The 24,428-nt window shown below is 75.8% G+C and carries 24 protein-coding genes; 19 read left to right on the forward strand and 5 right to left on the reverse strand.

The genetic code is table 11. The features are described from left to right. On the forward strand, window positions 1-350 hold a 350-nt coding region (locus ACFSBI_RS07850; RefSeq protein ID WP_377933711.1), incomplete at its 5' end, for an ATP-binding domain-containing protein. A 48-nt stretch (window positions 351-398) separates the two neighbouring features. Here ACFSBI_RS07850 and ACFSBI_RS07855 read toward each other — a convergent pair. Then, window positions 399-1,574 carry a MarP family serine protease gene (locus ACFSBI_RS07855; protein ID WP_377933713.1) on the reverse strand — a complete coding sequence of 392 codons (1,176 nt, stop codon included), beginning with the start codon at window positions 1,572-1,574 and terminating at the stop codon, window positions 399-401. 196 nt (window positions 1,575-1,770) lie between these two features. On the opposite strand from ACFSBI_RS07855, the gene rpsO reads away from it, so the two are divergent. Beyond that, entirely contained in the window at window positions 1,771-2,040 is a 270-nt protein-coding gene (gene rpsO, locus ACFSBI_RS07860; protein WP_377933715.1) for a 30S ribosomal protein S15, read from the forward strand. A 128-nt stretch (window positions 2,041-2,168) separates the two neighbouring features. On the opposite strand, the gene ACFSBI_RS07865 is transcribed toward rpsO, so the two are convergent. Then, complete coding sequence (locus tag ACFSBI_RS07865; protein ID WP_377933717.1) at window positions 2,169-2,585, reverse strand: LbetaH domain-containing protein; 417 nt, start codon at window positions 2,583-2,585, stop codon at window positions 2,169-2,171. Window positions 2,586-2,688: 103 nt separating this feature from the next. Between ACFSBI_RS07865 and ACFSBI_RS07870 the strand changes: the two genes are divergently transcribed. After that, window positions 2,689-3,108, forward strand: coding sequence for a hypothetical protein (locus tag ACFSBI_RS07870; RefSeq protein ID WP_377933719.1), 420 nt, complete (start codon window positions 2,689-2,691; stop codon window positions 3,106-3,108). Between the two features lie 35 nt (window positions 3,109-3,143). Continuing rightward, window positions 3,144-4,115, forward strand: coding sequence for an aldo/keto reductase (locus ACFSBI_RS07875; RefSeq protein WP_377933721.1), 972 nt, complete (start codon window positions 3,144-3,146; stop codon window positions 4,113-4,115). Window positions 4,116-4,435: 320 nt separating this feature from the next. On the opposite strand, the gene ACFSBI_RS07880 is transcribed toward ACFSBI_RS07875, so the two are convergent. Then, complete coding sequence (locus tag ACFSBI_RS07880) at window positions 4,436-5,218, reverse strand: siderophore-interacting protein (protein WP_377933723.1); 783 nt, start codon at window positions 5,216-5,218, stop codon at window positions 4,436-4,438. A gap of 54 nt (window positions 5,219-5,272) precedes the next feature. Between ACFSBI_RS07880 and ACFSBI_RS07885 the strand changes: the two genes are divergently transcribed. The 12 genes from ACFSBI_RS07885 (at window position 5,273) to ACFSBI_RS07940 (ending at window position 19,716) form a co-directional block, all read left to right on the forward strand. Beyond that, complete coding sequence (locus tag ACFSBI_RS07885) at window positions 5,273-6,334, forward strand: LLM class flavin-dependent oxidoreductase (RefSeq protein ID WP_377933725.1); 1,062 nt, start codon at window positions 5,273-5,275, stop codon at window positions 6,332-6,334. Between the two features lie 150 nt (window positions 6,335-6,484). Further along, the gene (locus ACFSBI_RS07890; RefSeq protein ID WP_377933726.1) at window positions 6,485-9,775 is read left to right on the forward strand and encodes a DEAD/DEAH box helicase; all 3,291 of its coding nucleotides are present in this window, start codon (window positions 6,485-6,487) and stop codon (window positions 9,773-9,775) included. 146 nt (window positions 9,776-9,921) lie between these two features. Beyond that, window positions 9,922-10,743, forward strand: a complete 822-nt coding sequence (locus tag ACFSBI_RS07895; RefSeq protein ID WP_377933728.1) for an amidohydrolase family protein — start codon at window positions 9,922-9,924, stop codon at window positions 10,741-10,743. Between the two features lie 40 nt (window positions 10,744-10,783). Continuing rightward, the gene (locus ACFSBI_RS07900; protein WP_377933730.1) at window positions 10,784-11,308 is read left to right on the forward strand and encodes an MSMEG_0572/Sll0783 family nitrogen starvation response protein; all 525 of its coding nucleotides are present in this window, start codon (window positions 10,784-10,786) and stop codon (window positions 11,306-11,308) included. 2 nt (window positions 11,309-11,310) lie between these two features. Further along, the gene (locus ACFSBI_RS07905; RefSeq protein WP_377933732.1) at window positions 11,311-12,447 is read left to right on the forward strand and encodes an MSMEG_0568 family radical SAM protein; all 1,137 of its coding nucleotides are present in this window, start codon (window positions 11,311-11,313) and stop codon (window positions 12,445-12,447) included. 3 nt (window positions 12,448-12,450) lie between these two features. Next, on the forward strand, window positions 12,451-13,884 hold the full coding sequence (locus ACFSBI_RS07910; RefSeq protein WP_377933734.1) for an MSMEG_0567/sll0787 family protein: 1,434 nt from the start codon (window positions 12,451-12,453) through the stop codon (window positions 13,882-13,884). 18 nt (window positions 13,885-13,902) lie between these two features. Continuing rightward, window positions 13,903-14,787 carry a carbon-nitrogen hydrolase family protein gene (locus tag ACFSBI_RS07915; RefSeq protein ID WP_377933736.1) on the forward strand — a complete coding sequence of 295 codons (885 nt, stop codon included), beginning with the start codon at window positions 13,903-13,905 and terminating at the stop codon, window positions 14,785-14,787. Then, the gene (locus ACFSBI_RS07920) at window positions 14,780-15,085 is read left to right on the forward strand and encodes an MSMEG_0570 family nitrogen starvation response protein (protein WP_377933738.1); all 306 of its coding nucleotides are present in this window, start codon (window positions 14,780-14,782) and stop codon (window positions 15,083-15,085) included. The genes ACFSBI_RS07915 and ACFSBI_RS07920 overlap by 8 nt, the downstream gene beginning before the upstream one ends. Further along, window positions 15,082-16,335: an MSMEG_0569 family flavin-dependent oxidoreductase gene (locus tag ACFSBI_RS07925; RefSeq protein WP_377933740.1), complete on the forward strand. Its 1,254-nt coding sequence runs from the start codon at window positions 15,082-15,084 to the stop codon at window positions 16,333-16,335. The genes ACFSBI_RS07920 and ACFSBI_RS07925 overlap by 4 nt, the downstream gene beginning before the upstream one ends. Further along, entirely contained in the window at window positions 16,335-17,171 is an 837-nt protein-coding gene (locus ACFSBI_RS07930; RefSeq protein WP_377933742.1) for a carbon-nitrogen hydrolase family protein, read from the forward strand. The genes ACFSBI_RS07925 and ACFSBI_RS07930 overlap by 1 nt, the downstream gene beginning before the upstream one ends. After that, window positions 17,168-18,271: an MSMEG_0565 family glycosyltransferase gene (locus tag ACFSBI_RS07935; protein WP_377933744.1), complete on the forward strand. Its 1,104-nt coding sequence runs from the start codon at window positions 17,168-17,170 to the stop codon at window positions 18,269-18,271. Before ACFSBI_RS07930 ends, ACFSBI_RS07935 begins: the two co-directional genes overlap by 4 nt. Continuing rightward, on the forward strand, window positions 18,268-19,716 hold the full coding sequence (locus tag ACFSBI_RS07940) for an AMP-binding protein (protein ID WP_377933746.1): 1,449 nt from the start codon (window positions 18,268-18,270) through the stop codon (window positions 19,714-19,716). The genes ACFSBI_RS07935 and ACFSBI_RS07940 overlap by 4 nt, the downstream gene beginning before the upstream one ends. 16 nt (window positions 19,717-19,732) lie before the next feature. Here the strand turns inward: ACFSBI_RS07940 and ACFSBI_RS07945 are convergent, their stop codons facing one another. After that, window positions 19,733-20,590, reverse strand: coding sequence for a phosphotransferase (locus ACFSBI_RS07945; RefSeq protein WP_377933748.1), 858 nt, complete (start codon window positions 20,588-20,590; stop codon window positions 19,733-19,735). Continuing rightward, the gene (locus ACFSBI_RS07950) at window positions 20,587-21,432 is read right to left on the reverse strand and encodes a fumarylacetoacetate hydrolase family protein (protein ID WP_377933750.1); all 846 of its coding nucleotides are present in this window, start codon (window positions 21,430-21,432) and stop codon (window positions 20,587-20,589) included. Before ACFSBI_RS07950 ends, ACFSBI_RS07945 begins: the two co-directional genes overlap by 4 nt. A gap of 85 nt (window positions 21,433-21,517) precedes the next feature. On the opposite strand from ACFSBI_RS07950, the gene ACFSBI_RS07955 reads away from it, so the two are divergent. The 3 genes from ACFSBI_RS07955 to ACFSBI_RS07965 all read left to right on the forward strand — a co-directional run bounded on the left by ACFSBI_RS07955 (window position 21,518) and on the right by ACFSBI_RS07965 (window position 24,394). Then, window positions 21,518-22,354, forward strand: a complete 837-nt coding sequence (locus tag ACFSBI_RS07955) for a hypothetical protein (RefSeq protein WP_377933752.1) — start codon at window positions 21,518-21,520, stop codon at window positions 22,352-22,354. Between the two features lie 2 nt (window positions 22,355-22,356). Beyond that, window positions 22,357-23,166: a ferritin-like domain-containing protein gene (locus ACFSBI_RS07960; RefSeq protein ID WP_377933754.1), complete on the forward strand. Its 810-nt coding sequence runs from the start codon at window positions 22,357-22,359 to the stop codon at window positions 23,164-23,166. Between the two features lie 205 nt (window positions 23,167-23,371). Further along, on the forward strand, window positions 23,372-24,394 hold the full coding sequence (locus tag ACFSBI_RS07965) for a type IV toxin-antitoxin system AbiEi family antitoxin domain-containing protein (protein WP_377933756.1): 1,023 nt from the start codon (window positions 23,372-23,374) through the stop codon (window positions 24,392-24,394). The last annotated feature ends 34 nt before the right edge of the window (window positions 24,395-24,428 follow it).

Below are 24,428 nucleotides of genomic sequence, written 5' to 3' on the forward strand. Positions count from 1 at the left end.
CCCCCCGGCGGGCGGCGCCGCCCAATGCGGTCCGCGCGGATCGCGCCGACGACGGCGTCGGGTCGCTCGCCGTCGTCGCGCCGCCGGCCCTCGTCGGGCCGCTGCGCGAGGCGCTGGCGGCCGCCCTGCCCGAGCCGGTCGGCCTCGGCGCCCGCGGGCTCGCGGGCGGGGTGTCGGTGCTCGACCCCTGGACGGCCAAGGGCCTCGAGTTCGACGTCGTCGCCGTGGTCGACCCCGACGCGGTCGCGGACGGCTCCGGAGCCGGGGCCTTGTACGTCGCCCTCACGAGGCCGACGCGGCGCCTGCTGGTCGTCGCGCCGCAGCACCCGGCGCCGGCGTCCGGACGCTGACCGGGGCCGGACCCGGCCGGCGTCCAGCGGCGGACGGCCCGTTCCCGGTCAGTCGCGGGTGCAGGACCCCGTCGAGACCGCCCGGGTGAGGGACCGCGCCCGCTCGACCGTGCCCGCGAACTCCGCCCGGGTCATCGCGTAGCCGAGCTCGTCGTCGTCGCCGCTGCGGGCGAACACCAGGCCGATCACCCGGCCGTCGGCGGCCAGCAGCGGGCCGCCGGAGTTCCCCTGCCGCACGTCGGCGAGCAGCGACGCGATCTCGCGGGACGAGCGGCCGCCGCCGCCGACGTCCGGCACCGCGACCGTGCCGGTGCGCACGACGCGGGCGCCCCCGGTGGTGAAGGGGCCGCCGTACGGGTAGCCGGCGACGGCCCCGACGGTGCCCGCCTCGGGCGTCGGCCCGAGGCGCAGCGGTGCGGCGTCGAGGCCGTCGACGGCGATCAGCGCCACGTCCGACGTCGGGTCGAACCGCACCACGCTCCCGCGCAGCGCCTGCCCGGAGCGCGCGATGACGACCGGCTGCGTCACGCCCGCGAGCACGTGCGCGTTGGTCAGCACCCGGTCGCGCGCCACGACGAAGCCGGTCCCGCTCTGCTCCTGGCCGCAGGCGGGCGCGCGGCCGGTGATCTTCACCACGGACTCCTCGGCCTGCCGGACCGCGGCCGTGTCCGGCGCCGCGGGCACCGAGCCGCCCGTGGACCCGCCGAGCGCGGTGCCGAGCTGGGGGATCCCGCTGTTCAGCACGACGGAGCGCAGCTGCGCGAGCGCCCGGTCGACGGGGGCGGGCGTGACGTCGCCGATGGTGCGCAGCACCACCGACCCGGCCACCGGCTGCGCCACGTAGGGCACCCCGAGCGACACGGCGAGCGAGGCGATGACGCTGAGCGCGAGGGCGCTGACGACGACCTGCGCGGCGGCCCCGAGCACCCGATCGACGACGCCGAGCGGGCTCTTCAGCACGGCGCCGCCGATGACCGCGCCGATCCCGGCGCCGATCGCATGACCGATCAGCACGAGGACGACCGCCGCGACGATCGTCGCGACCACCCGCCCGGTGTCGTCCGGCACGAACGAACCGAGCCACGGGGCCACGAGCGCGGCGGCGATCGCGCCCGCGACCACGCCGGCCATGCCGCCGAGGCTGCGCAGGAAGCCGAGCCGCCAGCCGGTCGCGAGGTACGCGAGCAGCACCAGCACCAGCACGATGTCGAGGACCGCCGACATGCCTCCCCCTCTCCGGCCGGGCCTCGGAGCGTACGCGAGCGGTGCGACGGCGCCCGGCCGCCCGCCGGGCGCTTCAGGATCCGCTCAGGCCGCGGCGGGCTGGTAGGCTCCTCGACCGCCGTGAACCGGCCGCGGAGAACAGAGCGCAGGGCGCAGCAGGCGCCCCGCACCGCGCAGCGAGCAGATGGAGGAACCCATGGCACTGGACGCCGAGGTCAAGAAGTCGATCATCGAGCAGTACGCGACCCACCCGGGCGACACCGGCTCGCCCGAGGTGCAGATCGCGATCCTGACGACCCGCATCAAGGACCTGACCGAGCACCTGAAGCTGCACAAGCACGACCACCACTCGCGTCGTGGCCTGCTGCTGCTCGTCGGCCAGCGCCGGCGCCTGCTCGGCTACCTGCAGGACGTCGACATCGCGCGCTACCGCTCGCTCATCGAGCGGCTCGGTCTGCGCCGCTGACCGACCCGGACCTCTCGACGAGGGGCCCCTCCGCGCATCGCGCGGAGGGGCCCTCGTCGCATCCCGACCGGACTGATGAAGAGGGCCCCGCCACGCATCGTGACGGGGCCCTCCTCGTGCGCAGTCGCTCAGGCGGCGGCGCCGTACTGGCTCTGTTGCGGCAGCACCGAGTCCTCGCCGATCTTCTGGTCGGGGGCGATGCGGGCCCCCGCGCCGACGGTCGCCCGGGCGCCGATCTTCGTGTGGCTGCCGACGTGCGCGCCCTCGCCGACCACGACGGCGGCACCGACGTGCACGGCCGCGCCGATCTCGGCGTGCGGGCCGATCACCGCCTCGCGGTCGACCCAGCTGCCGGCGGCGATCCGGACGCCGCGGCCGACGCGGGCGCCGCTCTCGACGTAGACGGTGGGGGCGAGGAATGCCGTCTGGTCGACGGAGGCGTCGGTCGCGACGAGGCCGCGACCGTTCGGGTGGCGGCGGTAGCGCGTGACGACGCCGAACTCGTCCTCGATCTCTTCTGCGATCCTGGGGGTCCTGCGCTGCATGGTGTGGACAACGTACGCGGCGCCCCCGTTCATTCCCCCGGCGCGCCCCCTCTCCGCCTAAGGATCCGATAAGAGCGGGCCGCTCACCCGGCATGATGGGCGGGTGCTGTTCGGCAGGAAGGGCGGGGACCCCGAGTTCCCGAAGGGCGACCGGGGCAGCGGGAGCCTCGACGACTACAAGTTCGACCTGCTGCCCGCGAAGCGGTCGACGACGATCCGGCTGGCGGGCAGCGACCCGCACCAGGACGTGCTCGCCGCCGCGTACGAGGCTGACGACGTGACGACGGCGATCCCGCGGCGGACCGAGGAGGAGGAGCGCACGGACGCCCCGATGCCGGTGCGCCTGTTCGTCGACGGCCGCATCGTCGGTCCCGTCGGCCGGATCCCGCGCGGCATGGAGGCCGTCGTGAACGAGGCGCTGTCGCGGCTCGACATGAAGGGCTCGAAGCCGCGCATCCCGGTCGAGATCGTCCGCACGAGGCAGGGCCTGCGGGTCGACCTGCAGATGTGGGAGACCCGCTGACCCGTCGCCCAGGCGTCCGGGCGCAGGATCGAGCCATGGAACAGGTGCGGCTCGGCGACTCGGGACTCAGGATCAGCCGGGTGGTGCTCGGGTGCATGAGCTACGGCGACCCGCAGCGCGGCGGACACCCGTGGAGCCTCCCCGTGGACGACGCGAAGCCGTTCTTCCGGAGGGCGGTCGAGGCCGGCATCACGACGTTCGACACCGCGAACGTCTACTCCGACGGCTCCAGCGAGGAGATCACGGGCGCGGCGCTCAAGGAGTTCGCGACGCGCGACGAGGTCGTGATCGCGACCAAGGTGCACGGGCGGATGGGGCCCGGCACGAACGGCTCCGGCCTCTCGCGCGGGGCGATCATGACGCAGATCGACGCGTCGCTGCGCCGCCTCGGCACCGACTACGTCGACCTCTACCAGATCCACCGGTTCGACCCCGAGGTCCCGGTCGTGGAGACGATGGCCGCGCTCCACGACCTCGTGAAGGCGGGGAAGGTGCGCTACCTCGGCGCCTCGTCGATGTGGGCGCGGCAGTTCATCGAGATGCAGCACGTCGCCACAGCCGAGGGGCTCACCCCGTTCGTGTCGATGCAGGACCAGTACTCGCTGCTGCAGCGCGAGGAGGAGCGGGAGATGCACCCGTACTGCCTCGACACCGGCGTCGGCGTGATCCCGTGGTCGCCGCTCGCCCGGGGCCGCCTGACGCGGGACTGGGACGACACCACCGAGCGCAGCGGCTCGGACGAGTTCGGCAAGCGGCTGTACGGCCAGGAGGGCGACCGGGAGATCGTGCAGGCGGTCGCCCGGGTCGCCGAGCGGCGGGGCGTCCCGCGGGCGCAGGTCGCGCTGGCGTGGGTCCTGGCGCAGGAGGCCGTGACCGCGCCGATCGTCGGTGCGACGAAGGCGCAGCACCTCGAGGACGCGATCGCGGCGGCGGAGCTCGAGCTGACCGACGAGGAGCTCGACGAGCTGGAGGCCGACTACGTCCCCCACGAGCCCAGCGGGTTCTGAGCCGACGGCCGGCGGGACCACCCCGGCGCGTCGCCTGCTGTTCTGGATCAAGGCGGCCTTCGTCGGCGACGCCCTGATCGCGGCCTTCGGCGGCGTCCTCCTCGCGCTCGGGCGCGAGGGCGCCGCGTGGGCGCTCTTCGTCTTCGCCGCCGTGCGGGCGGCCCTCGGCGTCGCCGCGCTGCTGATCGCGCTGCACGCGCTCGAGCACCGCCGCCCGGAGGACGACGCCCCGAGCGCCGTCCGCTGACCCTCTCCGCCCCCCGCTGGTCGAGGTGCGACGGAGGAGCCTCGAGACCACCCGCGCCCGCGACCTGCGGCGCTCAGTCCTCCGGGTCGGCGGGGTCGAGCGGCGCGTGGTGGTCGAAGCCGGCGTCGCCGCGCTTCCAGTAGCCGTGCAGCGACCGGTTCGCCTTCGGCAGTCCGCGCTCCTTCAGGTGACGGCGCAGCGGCACGATCGCGGACGCCTCGCCGGCCGCCCACACGAACGTGTCGTCGTCGACGTCCTGGCTCCGCAGCACCTCGAGCAGGTCGTGGTCGGCGCCGAGCACCTGGGGTGTCGCGGCGGCGAGCTCGGCGTCGTCGAGGTAGCCGGCGTCCGCGCCGCCGAAGAGCAGCGCCCGCACCGGCGTCTCGCCCGAGAGCGCGCGGATCCAGCGCCGCAGGGCGGGCAGGCCGCTCGGATCGGCGACGAGGACCGCGTTGCGGAAGCCGGTGGGCGCGAGCCGCGAGCCCCTCGGGCCGCCGACCTCCACCTCGTCGCCGGGCGCGGCACCCGCGGCCCAGTCGCTGGCCGGACCGCCCGTCCCCTCGTGCACGACGACGTCGAGGTCGAGCTCGGGGCCGCTCGACGAGCCGATCGGCCGGAACTCGCTCGGCGTGTAGTCGCGCCCGACCGGGCCGTCGGGGCCGGGCAGGAACAGCTTGACGTGGTCCTCCGGCCCGAGGCTCGTGAAGCCCGCGAGGTCCTCGCCGCCGAGGGTCAGCCGGACGAGGCCGCCGGGGACGTGCCGCGTCTGCAGCACCGTCAGGCGCCTGCGGCGCGGCTCGTGGCGGACCGCGTCGCGGACGCGCGGCGCGGACGTGGACAGCGGGAAGGTGCGCACGCCCTCGATCCTGCCCGCAGGAATCCGGGAGGCCGCACCGCGGTTGGCCCCTGCATGCCCGTCTCGCTCTCCGTGCTCGACCTGATCCCCGTCCGCAGCGGCCAGACCTCCGCGGACGCCGTCGCCGCGACGGTCGCCCTGGCCCGTCGCGCGGACGCGCTCGGGTACACGCGGTACTGGCTCGCCGAGCACCACAACATGCCGTCGGTGGCCTCGACGACTCCGCCGGTGCTGCTCGGCCTGCTCGCCGGGCGCACGGAGCGCATCCGCCTCGGCTCCGGTGGGGTGATGCTGCCGAACCACTCGCCGTTCGTGGTGGCGGAGCAGTTCGCGGCCCTCGAGGCGGCGGCGCCCGGACGCGTCGACCTCGGCATCGGCCGGGCGCCGGGCTCCGACCCGGTCATCACCGCGCTGCTGCGTCAGAGCGGCCACACGAGCGACGTCGACGAGTTCCCGACCCACGTGCGCGACATCGAGGCGCTGCTGGCTCCGGAGGGCGCCGGCCTGCGCCTGTCGACCGGGGAGCAGTACGTCGTGCGCTCGACCCCCGCGGCGGGCGGGGCGCCCGAGCTGTGGCTGCTCGGGTCGAGCGACTACTCGGCGACGCTGGCTGCGCGCCTCGGGCTGCCGTACGTGTTCGCCAACCACTTCGCAGGGCAGGGGGTGGAGCGCGCGCTCGACCTGTACCGCTCCGGCTTCCAGCCCAACGAGCGCTACTCCGCCCCGCGCACCTTCCTCACCGCCAACGTCGTCGCCGCGGACTCGGCCGAGCAGGCGGAGGCGCTGGCCCTGCCGCAGCTGCAGCACATGGCGCGGCTGCGCACCGGCGTGCCGCTGACCGCGCTCGACACGCTCGAGCAGGCCGCGACCACGCCGATGACGGAGCCGCAGCGCGAGCTGATCGCCGGCATGCGGCCGCGCTGGTTCATCGGCGAGGGCGGGGAGGTCGCGGAGCGGTTGCAGGCGTTCGCCGACCGCCACGGCGTCGACGAGATCATGATCAGCCCGTCCGCCGCCGCGTCGGCGGGCGACCCGATCGACGCGACGCCCGCCCGCGAGCGCACGCTCGAGCTGCTCGCCGCGGCGCTGCCGCAGCGCGCGCTCGCCGCCGCCTGACCGGCGGACCCTCCGACGGTCGAGGTGCGACGGAGGAGCCTCGAGCGATGTCCTGAGGCTCTCGAAGGGACCACTCCGCCCACCGGGCAGGGGCGGCGCCGTCCAGCCGCCTAAAATTGCAAGTTCGCATTCCGCACGGGGAGGGGGAGCGTGTACTCGGATCTCGACGTCGCACGCATCACGGGGCCGGCCGGCTTCGCCCGGGCCGACGCGTACCAGCGCGAGGGCCGCGTCTCCGACGTGCGCTGGAGCACCGACCGCACGACCCTGACCGGCCGCGTCCGCGGGTCCGAGCACACCCGCTACTCCGCGCGGGTCCGCCTGCGCCCCACGCCCGACGGGCCGGTCCCGATCGGCGGCCGCTGCGACTGCCCCGTCGCGTCCGACTGCAAGCACGTCGGCGCGGTGCTGCTCGAGGGGCGGCGCGGGCCGGGCGACCGGCCGGCGGCGCCGGCGGTCACGGAGGCGCTGTGGCGCCGCACCCTCGATCCGATCCTCGACGGGCTCGACCCGGACGAGCGCACGGCGGTGCTCGGGCTCGTGTTCGAGCTGCAGCAGGCGGAGCAGCCCTGGACCGGCTCGCGCCGCACCGCGCCGCGCGAGCGGCCGCTGCAGATCGGGGTGCGTCCCGTGCTGCTCGGCGCGAACGGCCGCTGGCGGCGCACGGGCGTCTCCTGGCGCACGGTCGTGTCGGAGTGGTCCGTGCACGAGTACGACGACCAGCAGGTGCGCCTGCTCGGGGAGGTCCACCGCCTCCTCGCCGCGGGCACGTCCGGGATGATGCCGGAGACCTGGCTGACGCTCGGCTCCTGCCGCAGCACCGCGCTCTGGTCCGTGCTGCGGGAGGCCGAGGAGGCGGGGGTCGGCCTCGTCACCGGCGGCCGCGCGCAGGAGCCGCTGCAGCTCGCGACCGGGCCGGTGACCCCGGCCGCGGACATCGAGCGGACGGACGGGGGCCTCGTCCTCACCCCGCTGCTGGCGCGCGGTGACCCCGCGACCGGCGAGGCGGTCGCCCCGCCCTTCGCGCTCATCGGCGACCCGGGCATCGGCGTCGCGACGTGGACGCCGGGCGAGGCGCTCGCGGAGGCGCGGATCGCGCTCGCCCCGTTCGCGGAGCCCCTGCAGCCGGCCGCGCACGCCTTCCTGCGGATCGCCGACCCGATCGAGGTCCCCGCGGACGAGGAGGCGGACTTCCTCGCGCACCACTACCGGCGGCTCGCGAGCGTGCTGCCGATCGTCTCCCGCGAGGGCGGCTTCGAGCCGCCGGCCCGGCCGATCGCCGAGCTCGAGCTCGTGGTGGAGCACGCGCCCGGCGGCATCGTCGGCCGCTGGACGTGGCGCTACTCGCTGCCGGGCGGCGGCGCGGTGACGCTCGGCGGGGAGCGCGACGACGTCCGCGACCCCGCGCAGGAGCGGCGCATCGTCCAGGCGGTGCGCGCCGCCGGCGTCGACAGCGGCCGCACGCCCGAGCTGCTCGAGCACGGCGACCTGAAGCCCTCGTTCGACCTGCACGGCATGACGGCGGTCGGCTTCGCGCGCGAGGTGCTGCCCCCGCTCAGGGCCGTCCCCGGCCTCCGCGTCGTCGAGCGCGGCGAGCCGATCGACTACCGGCCCGCCGAGGAGGCGCCGGTCGACGCCGTCGGCACGCGCGAGGTGAAGGGCGACCGCGACTGGTTCGACCTCGACATCGAGATCCGCGTCGGCGGGGAGGTCGCGCCGCTCGCGGACGTGATCCTCGCGCTGGCCCGCGGCGACGACGCGATGGTGCTGCCGGGCGGCGTGTACTTCCCGCTGGACGACCCGGTGTTCGAGCGCCTGCGCGCGCTCATCGCCGAGGCGCGCGAGCTGACGGACGACCACCGCGCACCGCTGCGCATCTCCCGCTTCCAGGGCTCGCTCTGGGAGGACCTCGTCGCGCTCGGCGTCGTCGCGCGGCAGGCGGACGCCTGGCGGCGCTCGCTCGAGGCCCTCGGCGGCTTCGCCGACGACGGGCGGCTCGAGCGGCAGGCGCTGCCGCAGGACTTCACCGCGACGCTCCGCCCGTACCAGCAGGACGGCTACGACTGGCTGTCGTTCCTGTACGACAGCGGGCTCGGCGGCGTGCTCGCGGACGACATGGGGCTCGGCAAGACGGTCCAGTCGCTCGCCCTCGTCGCGCGCGCCGTCGAGCGGGCCGACTCCGAGGGCGCCCCGCGCCCGCGCTTCCTCGTGGTCGCACCGACCTCCGTGGTGCCCAACTGGATCACCGAGGCGGAGCGCTTCGTCCCCGGGCTCTCGGTCGCCGGGGTGACGGAGACGGTGCGCAAGAGCGGGCGCCCGCTCGCCGACACGATCGGCGACGCCGACCTCGTCATCACCTCCTACGCGCTGCTGCGGCTCGACACCGCCGCCTACACGGGCGTCGAGTGGGGCGGGCTGCTGCTCGACGAGGCCCAGTTCGCGAAGAACCGGCACTCCACGACCTACCAGCGCATCCGCTCCATCGACGTGCCGTTCCGGCTCGCGATCACCGGCACCCCGCTCGAGAACGACCTGATGGAGCTGTGGTCGATCCTGTCGGTCGCGGCCCCCGGGCTGTTCCCGTCTCCGACCGGGTTCCAGGAGCACTACGCGAAGCCGATCGAGAAGGAGGGCGACCGGACGCGCCTGGCGCAGCTGCAGCGGCGGCTCCGGCCCCTCATGCTGCGGCGCACGAAGCAGGTCGTCGCCGCTGACCTGCCCGACAAGACCGAGCAGGTGATCGAGGTCGAGCTCGGCCGCAAGCAGCGCGCGGTCTACGACCGGCACCTCGCCCGCGAGCGGCAGCGGGTCCTCGGCCTGATCGAGGACTTCGACCGCAACCGGTTCTCGATCTTCCGGGCGCTCACCACGCTGCGGCAGGTCGCGCTCGACGCCGCGTTGATCGACGAGGCGAACGAGGGGATCCCGTCCGCGAAGCTCGACCTGTTCGACGAGCTGCTCGGCAACGCGATCGACGAGGGGCACAAGATCCTCGTCTTCAGCCAGTTCACCCGGCTGCTGCAGCGGGTGCGGACCCGGCTCGACGAGGCGGAGGTGCCGTACGCGTACCTCGACGGGGCGACCAGGCGGCGCGGGGAGGCGATCGACCGGTTCCGCTCCGGCGGGGCCGACGTGTTCCTCATCTCGCTGAAGGCGGGCGGATTCGGGCTGAACCTCGCGGAGGCCGACTACTGCATCCTGCTCGACCCGTGGTGGAACCCGGCGGCGGAGGCCCAGGCGGTTGACCGCGCGCACCGCATCGGGCAGCAGCGGCAGGTGATGGTCTACCGCCTGGTGGCGAAGGACACGATCGAGGAGAAGGTGATGGCGCTGCAGCAGGCGAAGCGCGAGCTCTTCGACGCGGTGATGGACGACGGGGGCGACGGCGCCGCGGCCGCGAGCGCGCTGTCCGCGGCGGACGTCCGCGAGCTGCTCTCCTGACCCGTCCGGTCGGTGCTCGTGCTGCTCTGCGTCCTCCGGAGCGGTACGAGCACTGACCCGGCGGGTCGAGAGGCGGCGCGCGGGCGGAAACGCCATCGTGTTCCGCTGGAAACCACTCGGAAACGGCGCGGGGCTTCCATGAGGGCATGGCGGCCGACGTGCACGACTCGCACCGGCACATCGGCGCGCTCCCGGCCTACCCGTTCTACGGCGGGCCGGCGATCCGGGCGGACCTCACGGCGAGGGAGACGGTCAAGGGGTTCCTCGCCGACCTCGACGCCGAGGGCACCGAGCGCGCGCTCGTCCTGCCGAACTACGGGGTGCCGATCCCCGAGGTCGCCTTCGAGCTGAACCACCTCGCGCTCGAGGCCGCGCAGGCGGACGACCGGGTGCGGTGCGGGCTCTGGATCTCGCCGAAGCCCGAGGACGCCGAGCGGAACACCGCGGCGCTCGCGCTGGCCGGCGAGGACGGCGTGGCCGCGCTGAAGACGAGCTTCCTGCTCGGCGGCGCTGCCGACGACCCCGGGTGCCTCGAGCAGCTCGGCCGCATGTTCGACGCGGCGCGGGAGCACGACCTCACCGTGCACGTCCACACGTCGCCCGGCGGCGCCTCGGACATCGACCGGGTCGGCGGCCTCGTGGAGCGCTGGGGCGACGACGTCCGCATCCACCTCGTGCACCTCGGCGGGGGCATGAGCGGCCACATGAAGCTGATCGGCGGGCGGTTCTTCGACTGGATCGAGTCCGGCAAGCGGGTCTACAGCGACACGAGCTGGGCCATCGGCTTCGCGGCGGTCTGGCTCGTCGCCGAGATCGAGCGGCGCGGGATCGGCCACGACCGGATCCTCTTCGCCTCCGACCAGCCGTGGGGCGACCACGCCGGCGAGCTCGCCCGGATGCGGGCCGCCGTGAAGGACGGCGAGCTCGGCCGCCGGTTCCTCCGCGACAACTTCGCCGACCTCTACTGACCGCCGCCGACCTGCACCACCCGACCGCTAGGAGCACCCGATGGCCCTGTTCGACGACCAGATCCTCGCCAACATCGAGACGTCGCGGAACGAGATCCCGCACCCGTCGCTGTCGAAGGGCAGCTCGATCTACGGATCGACCAAGATCTTCCCCGACATCCAGGCGGAACCGGGCCAGTCGTACCTGACGCTCGTGCACGGCATCGCGCACGAGTCGAGCGTCAGCTTCGTCGCCTGCCTGCAGGCGCTCCGCGCGCTGCGCAAGGGCTTCGACTCCGTCCTGTACTTCTACGGCCCGGGCGCCATGAACGTCATCGCGACCCGGGGCTTCCCGACGACCGGCGACTCCGCGTTCCCGGGCGAGCAGAACATCAACGACACGGTCGCGACGTTCCTGAAGGAGGGCGGCACCGCGTTCGTGTGCCGCTTCGGCCTCTCGCTGCACGGCCTGCGCGAGGAGGACGTGATGGAGGGCGTGATCCCGTGCCACCCGCTCGACGTGCAGGACGCCCTGATCTACTTCGCGAACAAGGGCGCCGTCATCAACTCGACCTACATGGTCTGACCGTGCCGGCGACGAACCTCGGGCTCCCGGCGGTGCGGAGCGAGCCCTCCGCACCGCCGGCGGCCGCCGACCCGGTCGCGCGCCGCGTCGACGTGGCGCTGCGCGGCCTGCGCATCGCGGCCCCGGTGCACCGCGAGGCGGGCGCCGGGCCGAGCGACGACGGCCACGTCCTGTGGGACGGGGAGCAGGCGGCGATCCCGGTGAACCCGGACAGCCCCTACCTCGTCTCCGGCGGCCGCCTGCTGCTCGACACCGGCGACGCCGGACCGATCGACGTGGGCGTCGACGTCGCCCCGGTGCGCCGGCCGCGGTTCTACGACCTCGCGACCGCGGACGGGACCGCCTACGAGGCGATCGCGCGGCTGCACGGCCGCGACGTGCTCGCGACCACTGTCGTGCAGACCTGCATCCGCTACGACGAGGACCAGCGCTGCCGGTTCTGCGCCATCGAGGCGTCGCTCGAGGCCGGCTCGACGATCGCGGTGAAGACCCCGGCGATGCTCGCCGAGGTCGCCCGCGCGGCGCGCGACCTCGACGGCGTGACGCAGATGGTGATGACCACCGGCACGTCGCACGGCTGGGACCGCGGCGCGAAGCACCTCGCCCGCTGCGTGCGGGCGGTGAAGGAGGCCGTCCCTGAGCTCGCGATCCAGGTGCAGATCGAGCCGCCGCGGCACCTCCGCGCGATCCAGGACCTGTTCGACGCGGGCGCGGAGTCGATCGGCATCCACGTCGAGTCGATGGACGACGCCGTGCGCAGGGCCTGGATGCCGGGCAAGAGCACGGTGACGCTCGACGAGTACCGCGCCGCGTGGGCCGAGGCGGTGCGCGTCTTCGGGCGCAACCAGGTCTCCACCTACCTGCTCGTCGGCCTCGGGGAGGACCCGGACGACGTGCCGCGGTGGGCGGAGGAGCTGATCGCGCTCGGGGTCTACCCCTTCGTCGTGCCGTTCCGCCCGCTGCGCGGCACGCTCGCGACCGACGTCGACCACGTGCCGGCGCCGCAGCGATCGATCCTCGAGACGGTGTCGCGGCAGGTCGCGGCGCTGCTCGTGGCGGCGGGCATGCTCGGCTCCGAGCAGAAGGCCGGGTGCGCCGCCTGCGGCGCCTGCGGCGTGCTGAAGACGGCCGGCGCCTAGCCCGTGCCCGAGTCCGCCCTGTTCGACGTGCCGGTCCTGACCGGGACGCTGCGGCGTCCGGCGCCGTGGGCGCTGCGGCGCGCGGAGGGGGACGAGCTCGCCGCGTACCGGCGGCTGCGCCGGGACGCCTTCGTCGTCGAGCAGCACCTGTTCGCGGGCACCGACGCCGACGACGTCGACGACGACCCGCGCACCGTCGTGCTCGTGGCCGTCGCCCCCGGCGGGCGCGTGGTCGGGGGCGTCCGGCTCGCGCCGCTGACCGAGCCGGACATCGGCTGGTGGGCCGGCAGCCGCCTCGTCGTCGACGAGGCGGTGCGCGGCGCCGCGGGCCTCGGTGCACAGCTCGTCGACGAGGCGTGCCGGGTCGCGGAGGCGGCGGGCGTGCTCCGCTTCGACGCGACCGTGCAGCAGCGGTACGCGCGGATGTTCGCCCGGCTGGGCTGGACGGACGCGGGGGAGGCGGACGTCGCCGGCGTCCCGCACCGGCGCATGCGGTGGCCGATCCGCCGCGTCGCCGCGCTCGTCGAGCGCACCAAGGCATCGCTGGCGGACCTGCTCGACCCGTCCTCGTCGACGGGCGCGGGACCGCGCGGCGCCGCGCCCGGCGCGTCCCTCGGCGGCGCGGGCTTCGTCGGCGACGACGGCGCCCCGGTGCCGGGCAGCGACCTCGTCGCGGCGTGCGACGCGATCCTGCCCGCGATGGTCCAGCGCGACCCCGAGTGGGCGGGCTGGTGCGGCGTGCTCGTCAACGTCAACGACCTGTCGGCGATGGGCGCCGACCCGGTCGGCCTGCTCGACGCGGTCGCCGGGCCGGACCTCGAGACCGTGCGCCGCGTCGTCCGCGGCCTGCGGAGCGCGGCGGAGGCGTGGGGCGTGCCCCTGCTCGGCGGCCACACCCAGCTCGGGGTGGCCGCGTCGCTCGCGGTCACCGCCCTCGGCCGCACCTCGGCGCCCGTGCCGGGCGGCGGCGGTCGTCGGCACGACGAGCTGACCCTCGCCGTCGACACCACGGGCGGCTGGCGGCCCGGGGCCCCCGGGACCCAGTGGGACTCGACCTCGTCGCGGTCCGGCGAGGAGCTGCGGGCGATGGCGCGGCTCGTGCGCGACGCCGCGCCGCGGGCCGCCAAGGACGTCAGCATGGCCGGCATCGCCGGCACCGCGGGGATGCTCGCGGAGGCCTCCGGCTGCGGCGCCGAGATCGAGGTCGCCGCCGTGCCCCGACCCGCGGCCGCCTCGGCGGGCGACTGGCTCACCTGCTTCCCGGGCTTCGGCATGCTCACCGCCGACGCCCCCGGCGCCTCGCGGATGGGCTCGCCGCTCACCGCCACGGCCGCCGTCGGCCGCCTGACCGCCGCGCCCGGGGTGCGGCTCGTCTGGCCGGACGGCGAGGCCACCACCGCCCTTCCCGGACCCGTCACGGGGCTCGGGCACGCCTGAGACATGAAGGAGCACGGGATGCCCGTCACGCTCGCCGCCGCGTCCGAGAGCTTCGGCCGCGACCTGGAGGAGAACTACCGCACGATCGCGCGGCTCGTCGCGGAGGCGTCCGCCGCGGGCGCCGACCTGCTCGCGCTGCCGGAGGCCGCGATCGGCGGCTACCTGTCGAGCCTCGGCGGGCACGGCGACCCGTCGACGCCCGACTCCCTGCCGCCCGCGATCCGGCTCGACGGACCGGAGCTCGCGCGGGTCGCCGCGCTCGCCGGCGACCTCGTGCTGGTGCTCGGCATCTGCGAGGCCGACGGGCCGGAGGCCGACCCGGTCCGCTACAACACCGTCGTCGCCCTGACCCGCGACGGCGTGCTCGGCGTGCACCGCAAGGTGCACCAGCCGCTCGGCGAGCACCTCAGCTACGCGGCCGGCGACTCCTTCACCGCCTTCGACAGCCCGGTCGGGCGCCTCGGGCTGATGATCTGCTACGACAAGGCGTTCCCCGAGGGCGCCCGGACGCTGGCGCTCGACGGCGCGGAGATCGTGGTCTGCGTCTCCGCGTGGCCCGCCGCCCGCACCGCCGGGGCGACGGACCTCGCCGAGGACCGCTGGACGAAGCGCTTCCGCCTGTACGACCAGGCGCGGGCGCTCGAGAACCAGATCGTGTGGGTCGCCTCGAACCAGGCCGGGACCTTCGGGCGCCTGCGCTTCGTGGGCTCCGCCTCGGTGATCGGACCCGGCGGCGAGGTCCTCGCGGACACCGGCGTGGGCGACGGCCTCGCGATCGCGACGGTCGACGTGCCGGAGGCGCTCGCCACCGCGCGGCGGGCGATGTTCGCGCTGCGCGACCGGCGCCCCGACGCGTACGCGCTCGAGGGCCGGGTCGCCGAGGAGGAGCTCGTCGATGCCTGAGATGACGTTCACGGTCCGCTGGCCGGACGGCCGCGTCGAGGAGTGCTGGTCGCCGTCCCTGGTGATGTGGGACCACCTGCAGGTCGGCGCCGAGTACCCGGTCGGCGACTTCGCCTCGCGGGCGTCGGCGGCGCTCGAGGAGGCGGGGGAGCGCGTCCGAGCGCGCTACGGGTTCCTCTGCACGAGCGCGCTCGCGCAGGCGGAGGCGATCCGCGGCCGCGCCGCGGCGCTCGACGCCGCGGCGCCGGTCCGGGTGCTCGCGATGGCCCCGCCGCTGCCCGTCGGGGCCCGCTCGTGAGCGCCGTGCTGCCGGAGCGGGTCGAGGTCGCGATCGTCGGCGGCGGGCAGGCGGGCCTCGCGGCCTCCTGGCACCTCGTGCAGCGCGGGATCGACCACGTCGTGCTCGAGCGGGCCACCGCGTTCCACGACTGGGAGGACCGGCGCTGGGACGCGTTCACCCTGGTCACGCCGAACTTCCAGTGCCGGCTGCCGGGCTTCGCGTACGACGGCGACGAGCCGCAGGGGTTCATGGCCCGCGCCGAGGTCCGCGCGTGGCTCGACCGGTACCGGGCGAGCTTCGACCCGCCCGTGCTCGAGGGCGTGGACGTCCTCGGCCTCACCCGGGCCGAGGACGGCTTCCTCCTCCGCACCTCCGCGGGGGAGCTGCGCGCCGCGCAGGTCGTGATCGCGACCGGCGGCTACCACCGGCCCGTCGTGCCGCCGCTCGGGCTCCGCCTGCCGGACGGGATCGCGCAGGTGCACTCGGCGGACTACCGGAGCCCGGAGTCGCTGCCGGAGGGCGCCGTCCTCGTGGTCGGCAGCGGCCAGTCGGGCGCGCAGATCGCCGAGGACCTGCACCTCGCCGGCCGGCAGGTGCACCTCGCGCTCGGCCGGGCGCCGCGGAGCGCGCGCCGCTACCGCGGCCGTGACTGCATCGCCTGGCTGGAGGAGATGGGCGTCTACGACGTCACCGTGCAGCAGCACGCGGCGGGCCTCGCGAAGCGCGAGTCGACGAACCACTACATGACGGGTCGCGCGGGCGGCCACGACATCGACCTGCGGGCGTTCGCGCTCGAGGGGATGCGGCTCTACGGCCGCCTGACCGGCGTCGCGGACGGCGTGCTCGGCTTCGCGCCGACGCTGCGCGAGTACCTCGACCACGCCGACAGCGTGATGGAGTCGATCAAGAACGACATCGACGCGCACATCGCGCGGGCGGGCGTCGAGGCGCCGGCCGAGGCGCGGTACTCGCCGGTCTGGGCGCCGGAGGAGGAGCCCTCGGCGCTCGACCTCGCCGCCGAGGGCGTCGGGACCGTCGTGTGGGCGACGGGGTTCCGCCCCGACTACCGGTGGGTCGAGGTCGGCGTCTTCGACGGCACCGGCCACCCCACCCACCGCGCCGGGGAGACGGACGTGCCGGGACTGTTCTTCCTGGGGCTGCCGTGGCTGTCGACGTGGGGCAGCGGCCGCTTCGCCGGGGTGGCCCGGGACGCCGCCCACGTGGCCGAGCGGCTCGCCGCTCGCGCCGGCGCGCCCGTGCCCGTCTGATGGCGGTCCTCGCGGCGGTCGCCGCCCACCTCGGCCGCGACGTCGCCCGGGCGCTGCCGAAGGTCGAGGGGATCCTCGAGGACGCCCGCGCTGCCGGGGCCGACCTCGTCGTGCTGCCCGACGCGGCGCTCGGCGGGTACCTGTCGGACCTCGGCGAGCCGGACGCGGCCGACCTGCCCGCGCCGCTCGCGGTGGACGGCCCCGAGGTCGCGAGGATCCGCCGCGCCGCCGGCCGTACCGTCGTGTGCGTCGGCCTCGCCGAGGCGGTGCCCGGCGACCCGCGCCGCCGGTGGAACACCGCCGTGTGCTGCAGCGCCGAGCGCGTCTGGGGCGTCCACCGCAAGGTCCACCGCCCCCTCGGGGAGTCCCGGGTCTACGCCGCGGGCGACCGCTTCGCGGCGTTCGACACCCCGGTGGGCCGGGTCGGGATGCTCACCTCCTACGACAAGACCTTCCCGGAGGCCGCGCGGGCGCTCGCCGACGACGGCGCGGTGCTGCTCGCCTGCCTCGGCGCCTGGCCCGCCTCGACGACGGACCGCGCCGCCGCCCTGCCGCAGGACCGCCAGTCGCGGCTCTTCGACCTGTACGACCTCGCCCGCGCGGCGGAGAACCAGGTGGTGCTCGTCTCGTCGAACCAGACCGGCGTGCAGGGCCGCCTCCGCTTCCTCGGGCAGGCGAAGGTGGTGGGGCCGGGCGGCGACGTGCTCGCGCGGACCGGCGTGAAGGGCGGGATGGCGGTCGCGGAGGTCGACGTGCCGCACGAGGTCGGGCGGGCCCGCCGACGCCTCCACCACCTCGCCGAGCGGGTGCCCGCCGCGTACGGGAGGCGGCCGTGAGGATCGCGCTGCTCACCTACTCGACCAGGCCCCGCGGCGGCGTCGTGCACACCCTCGCGCTCGCGGAGGCGCTCGCCGCACGCGGCGAGGACGTCACCGTGTGGACCCTCGGCCGCGGCGGGGACCGCGCCTTCTTCCGCCCGGTCGATCCCGCCGTCCGCGTCGAGGTCGTCCCCTTCCTGCCCAGCCCCGACGAGGGCGTCGGGGCGCGCATCCTCCGCTCGATCCGGACCCTCGCGGCCGCCTTCGACCCCGGCGGCTACGACGTCGTGCACGCCGAGGACTGCATCACCGCGAACGCGGTGCCCGGCTGCATCCGCACCGTCCACCACCTCGACCGCTTCACGACCCCCGAGCTCGCCGCCTGCCACGACCGCGCGATCACCGGCCCCGCCGCGCTCGTCACCGTGTCGGCCGCGGTCGCCGCGGAGGTCCGGGCCGGGTACGGCCGCGCGGCGACCGTGATCGGCAACGGCGTCGACGACGCCCGCTTCGCCGCGGCCGCGGGCCCCGCGGGCGCCGGTGCCCGGGCGTCCCTGCGGCACCGCTTCGGCGACTACCTGCTGCTCGTCGGCGGCATCGAGCCGCGCAAGGGCGCGCTCGACGCGCTGGAGGGCTTCGCGCTCGCGCGGCGCCGCCACCCCCGCCTGCGCCTCGTCGTGGCGGGCGGCGAGACGCTGTTCGACTACGCGGAATACCGCCGCCGCTTCGACGCGCGCGCGGCCGAGCTCGCCGTCCCCGTCGAGGTGCTCGGCCCCGTCGACCACGCGGTGCTGCCCGCGCTCGTCGCCGAGGCGAGGGCCCTGCCGTTCCTGTCCACCAAGGAGGGCTTCGGCCTCGCGGCGATGGAGGCGCTCGCCGCGTCGGTGCCGGTGATCGCGCGCGACCTGCCCGTGATCCGGGAGGTCTTCGGCGACGCCGTCCTCACGGTCCCGGACGACGGCGGTGCCCCGGCCGCGCTCGCCGCCGTGGTCGCCCGCGTGCTCTCGGGCGGCGGACCCGACCCCGCCGCGGGCCGGGCGCTCGCCGCCCGCACGACCTGGGACGCCGCCGCGGCGGCGCACCAGGAGCTCTACGCCTCGGTGCTGGCGCCGGCGTGACCGCGGAGGAGACGCCGACCATCGGTCAGGCGCTCGACCTGCTCGCCGAGCGCGACCCCGACGCGCCCGCGGTCGACGACGGCTGTGAGGCGCTGACACGCGGCGCGCTGCAGCGCCGGTCCCGGCGGCTCGCCCGGCTGCTGCTCGCCCGAGGCGTCGGGACGGGCGACCTCGTCGTCGTGCGCGGCGGGAACCGCGCGGGGACCGTGGTCGCCTGCTGCGCGGTCTGGCGGGCGGGCGCCACGCCGCTGCCGATCGGCCCGCGCCTGCCGCTGACGGAGCAGCGGGCGCTCGTCGCGCTCGCGGCGCCGGCGCTCGTGCTCGGCGCGGCCGCGGGCGAGCTCGGCACGGTGCCGTCGCTGCCCCTCGAGCCGGACGCGTCGGGGCGGGACGACGGCCCGCTCGCGCCTCTGAGCGCGCCGAGCTGGAAGGCCGTGCCCACCTCCGGCAGCACGGGTGCTCCGAAGCTCGTGCTCGCCGCGCCGCCCGCCCGCGCCGACCCGGACCGCGCCGCCGCGCCGTTCCTGCCGAGGGACGCGCGGCAGCTCGTCGTCGGTCCGCTGACCCACTCCGCGCCGTTCACCTACGCCTTCCGCGGGCTCATGACCGGGCACGCCCTCGTGCTGCTGCCCCGTGCCGACCCGGAAGCCGTGCTCGACGCCGTCGAGCGGCACCGGATCACGTGGGTGCTGCTCGTGCCGACGATGCTGCACCGCATCCTCCGGCTGCCGCCCGCGCGCGTCGCGGGCGCCGACCTCTCCTCCCTCGAGCAGGTCGTGCACCTCGGGGCGCCGATCGCGCCCGAGCTGAAGCGGCGCTGGATCGCGCTGCTCGGGCCGGAGCGCCTGACCGAGGTCTACGCCGGCAGCGAGTCGAACGGGCTCACCGCGATCCGCGGCGACGAGTGGCTGCGGCACCCCGGCAGCGTCGGGCGGCCGATCAGCGGGACGGAGGTGCGGGTGGTCGACGACGCGGGCCTGCCGGTGCCCGCGGGCACGGTCGGCCGGGTGCAGCTGCGCCGCACCACCGGGCCCGCCTACCGCTACCTGGGGGCGCCGACCCCGCCGCCGGGCTCCTGGGACACCCTCGGCGACGACGGGCACCTCGACGCCGACGGCTGGCTCCACCTCGCGGACCGTGGCGGCGACCGGATCACGCGCGCCGGGTCGAGCTGCTACCCCGCGGAGATCGAGCGGGTGCTCGAGACGCACGAGTCGGTGCGCACGGCGATCGTGGTGGGGGTGCCGGACGAGCGGCTCGGCCAGCGGATCCACGCGGTCGCCGACGTCGCGGGCGCCGCGCAGGAGCCCGCCGGGCTGCTCGCCTGGGCCCGCGAGCGACTCCCGCCCCAGCAGCGGATCGACTCGCTGGTGCTGGCCCACGAGCCGCTGCGCGACGACGCCGGCAAGGCGCGCCGCCGCGACCACCTGCCCGCCGCCCCCTGACGCCCGCCCGGCGCGGTCACGCCTCCGCGAGCACCTCGGTCAGGGTGGCGCGGTTGAGCGCCGCGAAGGCGGGGTTCGTCACCTCGTAGTACGGGATCGCGACGACCGCCTGCGCGAGCGCGATCCCGCGCGCCCGCGCCCAGGTGCCCTCGTCCGCGCCGAGGAGGTCGCGGTACCGCGCGCGGTCCGCGCCGCGGAAGCAGGACCAGGCGGGCACGAGGTCGTTCGCGGGGTCGCCCGCGCCGGCCGTGCCCCAGTCGAGGACCCCCACGAGCCGCCCGCGCCGGACGACGAGGTTCGGCGGCAGCAGGTCGGCGTGGATCGGCACCGCCGCGCCGTCGAACCGCGGTGCGGCGAGCGCCTCGTCCCACGCCCTCGCGACCCGGGCCTGCTCGAACCCGGTCAGCGCGGCGATCGAGGCGCGCACCGCGTCGTCGGCCGGGGCCGCGCTCGCCCGCCCGGCGGCGGGCAGGTCCTCGGCCGGCAGCGTCCGCAGCGCCAGCACCGCGTCCGCCAGGTCGTCCACCGGCACCGCGCCGGGCGGCGGCACCTCGCCGTCGACCCACCGCACGACCGCCCACGGCAGCGGCCACCCGTCCTGCGGCTCGCCGACCACCACCACCTCGGGCACCGCGACGGGCAGCGCGGCCGTCACCCGTGGCAGCAGCGCCGCCTCCCGCCGCAGGTCGTCGGCGTGCTCCGGCAGCCGCGGCAGCCGCACGACCAGCTCCCCGCCGAGGCGGAAGACGTGGTTCACGGTCCCGGTCGTCATGAGGCGGCGCACCGGCAGGCGGGCCAGCGCCGGCACCTGCGCGGCGAGCAGCCCGCGGACGAGGTCCTCGTCGGCCGCGACCTCGCCCTCGTGCAGGGTCACCCGGCCGTGACGGGGCTGCGCTGCGCGCCGAGCCCGTCGATGCCGACCTCCACGACGTCGCCCTCCCGCAGGTAGGGGAAGCGCCCGGACATCGCGACGCCCTCCGGGGTGCCCGTCAGCAGCACGTCGCCCGGGTCGAGCCGCACGTACTGCGACACGTCGGCGATCAGCGCCGCGACCGAGAAGACCATGTCCGCCGTCGTCGAGTCCTGCCGGGGCTCCCCGTTCACGCGTGACCAGACGCGCAGGGACCGCGGGTCCACCTCGTCGGCGGGCACGAGCCAGGGCCCGAGCGGGCAGAACGTCGGCGAGATCTTGCCCTTCGACCACTGCCCGCCGGAGTGCTGCCGCTGCCAGGTCCGCTCCGAGACGTCGTTGCCGACGACGTAGCCGGCGACGTGGGCGAGGGCGTCGGCCTCGGCGACGCGGTGCGCCGCGCGGCCGATCACGACGCCGAGCTCCGCCTCCCAGTCGAGCGCCTCCGCCCCGGGCGGCAGCAGGATCGGCTCGGTCGGTCCGACGACGGTGTTCGGGTGCTTGAGGAAGACGATCGGGCGCTCGGGCGGCGCGCTGCCCGACTCCGCGGCGTGCGCGGCGTAGTTCTGCCCGATGCAGACGACCGCGCCCGGGCGCGTGATCGGCGTGCCGAGCCGCACGCCCTCCAGGTCGATCGGGGTCAGGGCACCCGCCTGCAGCGCCTCGCGCGCCCGCACGGGGCCGTCCGTGCTGAGGAACACCGCGTCCACGTCCTCGGTCAGCGGGGTCAGGTCGTAGGCGCGGTCGCCGTCGAGCAGCGCGGGGCGCTCCAGGCCGGGCTCGCCGATGCGGATCAGAGCGGTCACCGCGGCAGGCTAGAGGCCGGGGCTGACCACCTCTGGGGCGGCTCCGCCCATCCGAGGACCCCTCCGGTCCGAATACCATGCGCTGATGCCATCCGAAAGCCCCTTGTTCGACGTCGCGGCCTACGTCCGCCGACCGCTCGGACCCATGCGCGCCGCGCTGACCGGCGTGGGGACGGCGCTGCCCCCGGATCTGGCGGACGCGCTCGGCTACCTGCAGCGGCGGGCGCAGGAGACGACGTCGTGGCTCAGCCACGTGCTGGTCACGGCGACGCACAAGGACGCCCGCGTCACCGCGTTCCTCTCGACCTGGGCCTACGAGCGGCACTGGCTGGGCGACGCGGTCGGCGCGCTCGCGGGGGAGGGCGCGGCCGTGGCCCGGCGCCGCCGCTCCGCCGTCCGGCGCCTCGCCGAGCGCTTCGGGCCGCTGCGCGAGGCCGTCGTCGCGAACCTGCACGGCACCCGGCTCACCGGCGTCCAGATGGCCGAGCGGCTCGTCGACGGATGGATCGTCGAGGCGATGCTGGAGCGGGCGCAGGCCCTCGCGCCTGCGGCCGTCGCGGCCGACCTCGCCGCCGTGCGCGAGGGGATCGCGCGCCAGGGGCACTTCTTCGCCGAGACCGCGACGGATGTGCTCGCGTCCTCCCGTGCCGCTCGCGCCCTCGCCCGCCGCCGCCTGCGCCGCCGGGCCTGGCCGATCGGCGCCGACCTCGAGCCCCGCGGGGTCACCGCCCGAGTGCTCGAGACGCTCTTCGACGGCGACCGCTCGTGGGCGCTCGCCGTCGACCGGCGCGTCGACGCGCTGCCGGGCCTGCACGGCCTCGCCATCGCCTCCCGCACCGCCGCCCGTCCCGGCAGGCGGCCGCTCCGAACCATCCCCGCGTCGACCCGACGGCGCCCTACCCGGAAGGACGCGCTGCGCTAGCCATGGCCTTCGACATCGACACCTTCGCCGAGACCAGCACCGCCGTCGAGTGGGGCGACCTCGACCTCGACGCGTTCCGCACCGACCCGCTGCCCGAGACGTCCCTGCGCGCGCTGCGCTACATGTGCACGGTCGAGTACCACACGGTCTGCTACCTGCGGGACATGCTGGTGACGCCCTCGCACGGCGACACCGAGGTCTCCACCTTCATGACGATGTGGAACCGGGAGGAGTTCTGGCACGGCGAGGCCCTCGCCGCCGTCCTCAAGGTCCACGGCATCGAGGTCGAGTACGACCAGCTGAAGGCGCAGCGGGTGAAGCTCGGCTGGCGCGACCGCATCGACCCGATCAAGCAGTCGATCTACGGCAACATCGTCGGCAAGGACTTCGTCGCGACGCACATGTCGTGGGGCAGCGTGAACGAGCGCGGCGCCGCGGCCGCGTACCGGCGCCTCGCCCGGCTGGAGCCGCACCCCGCCCTCGCCCCGCTGCTGCAGCGCATCGCGGCGCAGGAGAGCCGGCACATCGCCTTCTACACGACGCAGGCCACGAAGCGGCTCTCGGAGAGCCGGCTCGCGCGCCGCTTCACCCGCTTCGCGCTCTCGAAGGTCTGGGGCCCCGTGGGGTCGACCATCGAGCCGGACGAGGAGGTGCGCTTCGTCATGGGCTACCTGTTCGACGGCGAGGACGGCCTGAAGGACGTCCGCAAGATGGACGAGGCGATCGCGAAGCTGCCCGGCATGACCGGCCTCGCGATCAACGAGGCCGCCTTCCGCGCCCGCGGCCTCTACGCGGACCTCCCCGCCGCCTGACCCTTTCCGCCCCGCAGTTGCGGTGCTCAGGTGCAGTTGCGGCCGCACGGCGCGCCGCAACTGCACCTGACGGCCGCATCTGAGCGAGCGCGCGGCCCGCTCGTCGCGCCGCGTCCGCTCCTCCCCAGCCCGGATCCCGCGGAGATCGGGCGTCGGCGAGGCCGGACGACGTTCGGGCCGGCGCGCGTCCGGTCATCCTCTGCGGGTGCAGCTCGCGCCCCTCCCGCCCGACCCCTGGCGCATCGACGTGGTCGTCGTGCGGAACGGCTCCCACACGTCGACCGAGCGCAGCGCACTCCGCCGTGGCGTCGAGGCGGGCGAGCTGCTGCGGATCGGTCACGGGCTCCTCGTCGACGCAGCGGACTTCACGAGCCTCGATCCGGAGGCGCAGCACGTCGTCCGCATGCGCGCGATCGCCGCCGGGAGCTCGCGACCCGTGGTCTTCTCCCACGCCTCGGCCGCGGTCGTCCACGGGCTGCCCGTGCTGCGGCAGCGGCTGCGGACGGTCCACACCACGGTCGCGCGTCTGGGAGACCGCTCGACCGCCGGCGTCACAGGCCACGTGTTCGCGCTCCTCGAGCAGGAGGTCGTCGAGGTGCACGGTCTGCTGGTCACGACCCCGGCTCGAACCGTCGTGGACGTCGCAGGCAGCAGGCCGTTCGAGGAGGGCGTGATCACCGCCGACGGCGCGCTGCGCGCGGGCCTGCTCCGATCGGAGCTCCGGTCCGCCGCGGACCTCGCGGGCCCGCGTCAGGCGGCCACGCGCATCCTCGACGTCATCGCCTTCGCGCACCCCGGCGCCGAGTCGGCCGCCGAGTCCCGCTTCCGGACGACCGCGATGCGGCTCGGCCTCGAGGTGCCCGTGCTGCAGTACCGGGTCGTCCGCGCCGACGGCTCCGAGGCGTTCATCGACGGCGTGTTCCCGATCGCGCGGGCGGCGGTCGAGGTCGACGGGGACCGCAAGTACCTCGACCCTGCGCTCGCGCCGGACGGCGCCGCTGCGGCCCTGCTGCTCGAGAAGCGGCGGCAGGACGAGGTGCAGTCCCACTTCGCGCGCCTGGTCCGGATCGGCTGGGTGCAGTCGGGCAGCGCCGCGCTCCTCGGGCCCGTCCTCGCCCGGGTCGGCGTGCTGCCGCAGCGACCCCGGCCCGGTCTCGCCGCCTACGCCGCGGCCGCCGCGCTCGCCGGCCCGCGGCTCCACCTCGGCCGCCCGCTCCTGCGGTCGTGAGGTGCAGTTGCGGCGCGTCGTGCGGCCGCAACTG

This window comes from Amnibacterium endophyticum, assembly GCF_042680685.1.
Lineage (GTDB): Bacteria > Actinomycetota > Actinomycetes > Actinomycetales > Microbacteriaceae > Amnibacterium > Amnibacterium endophyticum.

Excerpts from the sequence above, each read along its gene's own strand:
- rpsO (WP_377933715.1), top strand. The coding sequence starts at position 1,771 with ATGGCACTGGACGCCGAGGTCAAGAAGTCGATCATCGAGCAGTACGCG.
- ACFSBI_RS07900 (WP_377933730.1), top strand. The coding sequence starts at position 10,784 with ATGGCCCTGTTCGACGACCAGATCCTCGCCAACATCGAGACGTCGCGG.
- ACFSBI_RS07895 (WP_377933728.1), top strand. The coding sequence starts at position 9,922 with ATGGCGGCCGACGTGCACGACTCGCACCGGCACATCGGCGCGCTCCCG.
- ACFSBI_RS07920 (WP_377933738.1), top strand. The coding sequence starts at position 14,780 with ATGCCTGAGATGACGTTCACGGTCCGCTGGCCGGACGGCCGCGTCGAG.
- ACFSBI_RS07855 (WP_377933713.1), bottom strand. The coding sequence starts at position 1,574 with ATGTCGGCGGTCCTCGACATCGTGCTGGTGCTGGTGCTGCTCGCGTAC.
- ACFSBI_RS07930 (WP_377933742.1), top strand. The coding sequence starts at position 16,335 with ATGGCGGTCCTCGCGGCGGTCGCCGCCCACCTCGGCCGCGACGTCGCC.
- ACFSBI_RS07875 (WP_377933721.1), top strand. The coding sequence starts at position 3,144 with ATGGAACAGGTGCGGCTCGGCGACTCGGGACTCAGGATCAGCCGGGTG.
- ACFSBI_RS07955 (WP_377933752.1), top strand. The coding sequence starts at position 21,518 with ATGCCATCCGAAAGCCCCTTGTTCGACGTCGCGGCCTACGTCCGCCGA.
- ACFSBI_RS07865 (WP_377933717.1), bottom strand. The coding sequence starts at position 2,585 with ATGCAGCGCAGGACCCCCAGGATCGCAGAAGAGATCGAGGACGAGTTC.
- ACFSBI_RS07885 (WP_377933725.1), top strand. The coding sequence starts at position 5,273 with ATGCCCGTCTCGCTCTCCGTGCTCGACCTGATCCCCGTCCGCAGCGGC.
- ACFSBI_RS07915 (WP_377933736.1), top strand. The coding sequence starts at position 13,903 with ATGCCCGTCACGCTCGCCGCCGCGTCCGAGAGCTTCGGCCGCGACCTG.
- ACFSBI_RS07960 (WP_377933754.1), top strand. The coding sequence starts at position 22,357 with ATGGCCTTCGACATCGACACCTTCGCCGAGACCAGCACCGCCGTCGAG.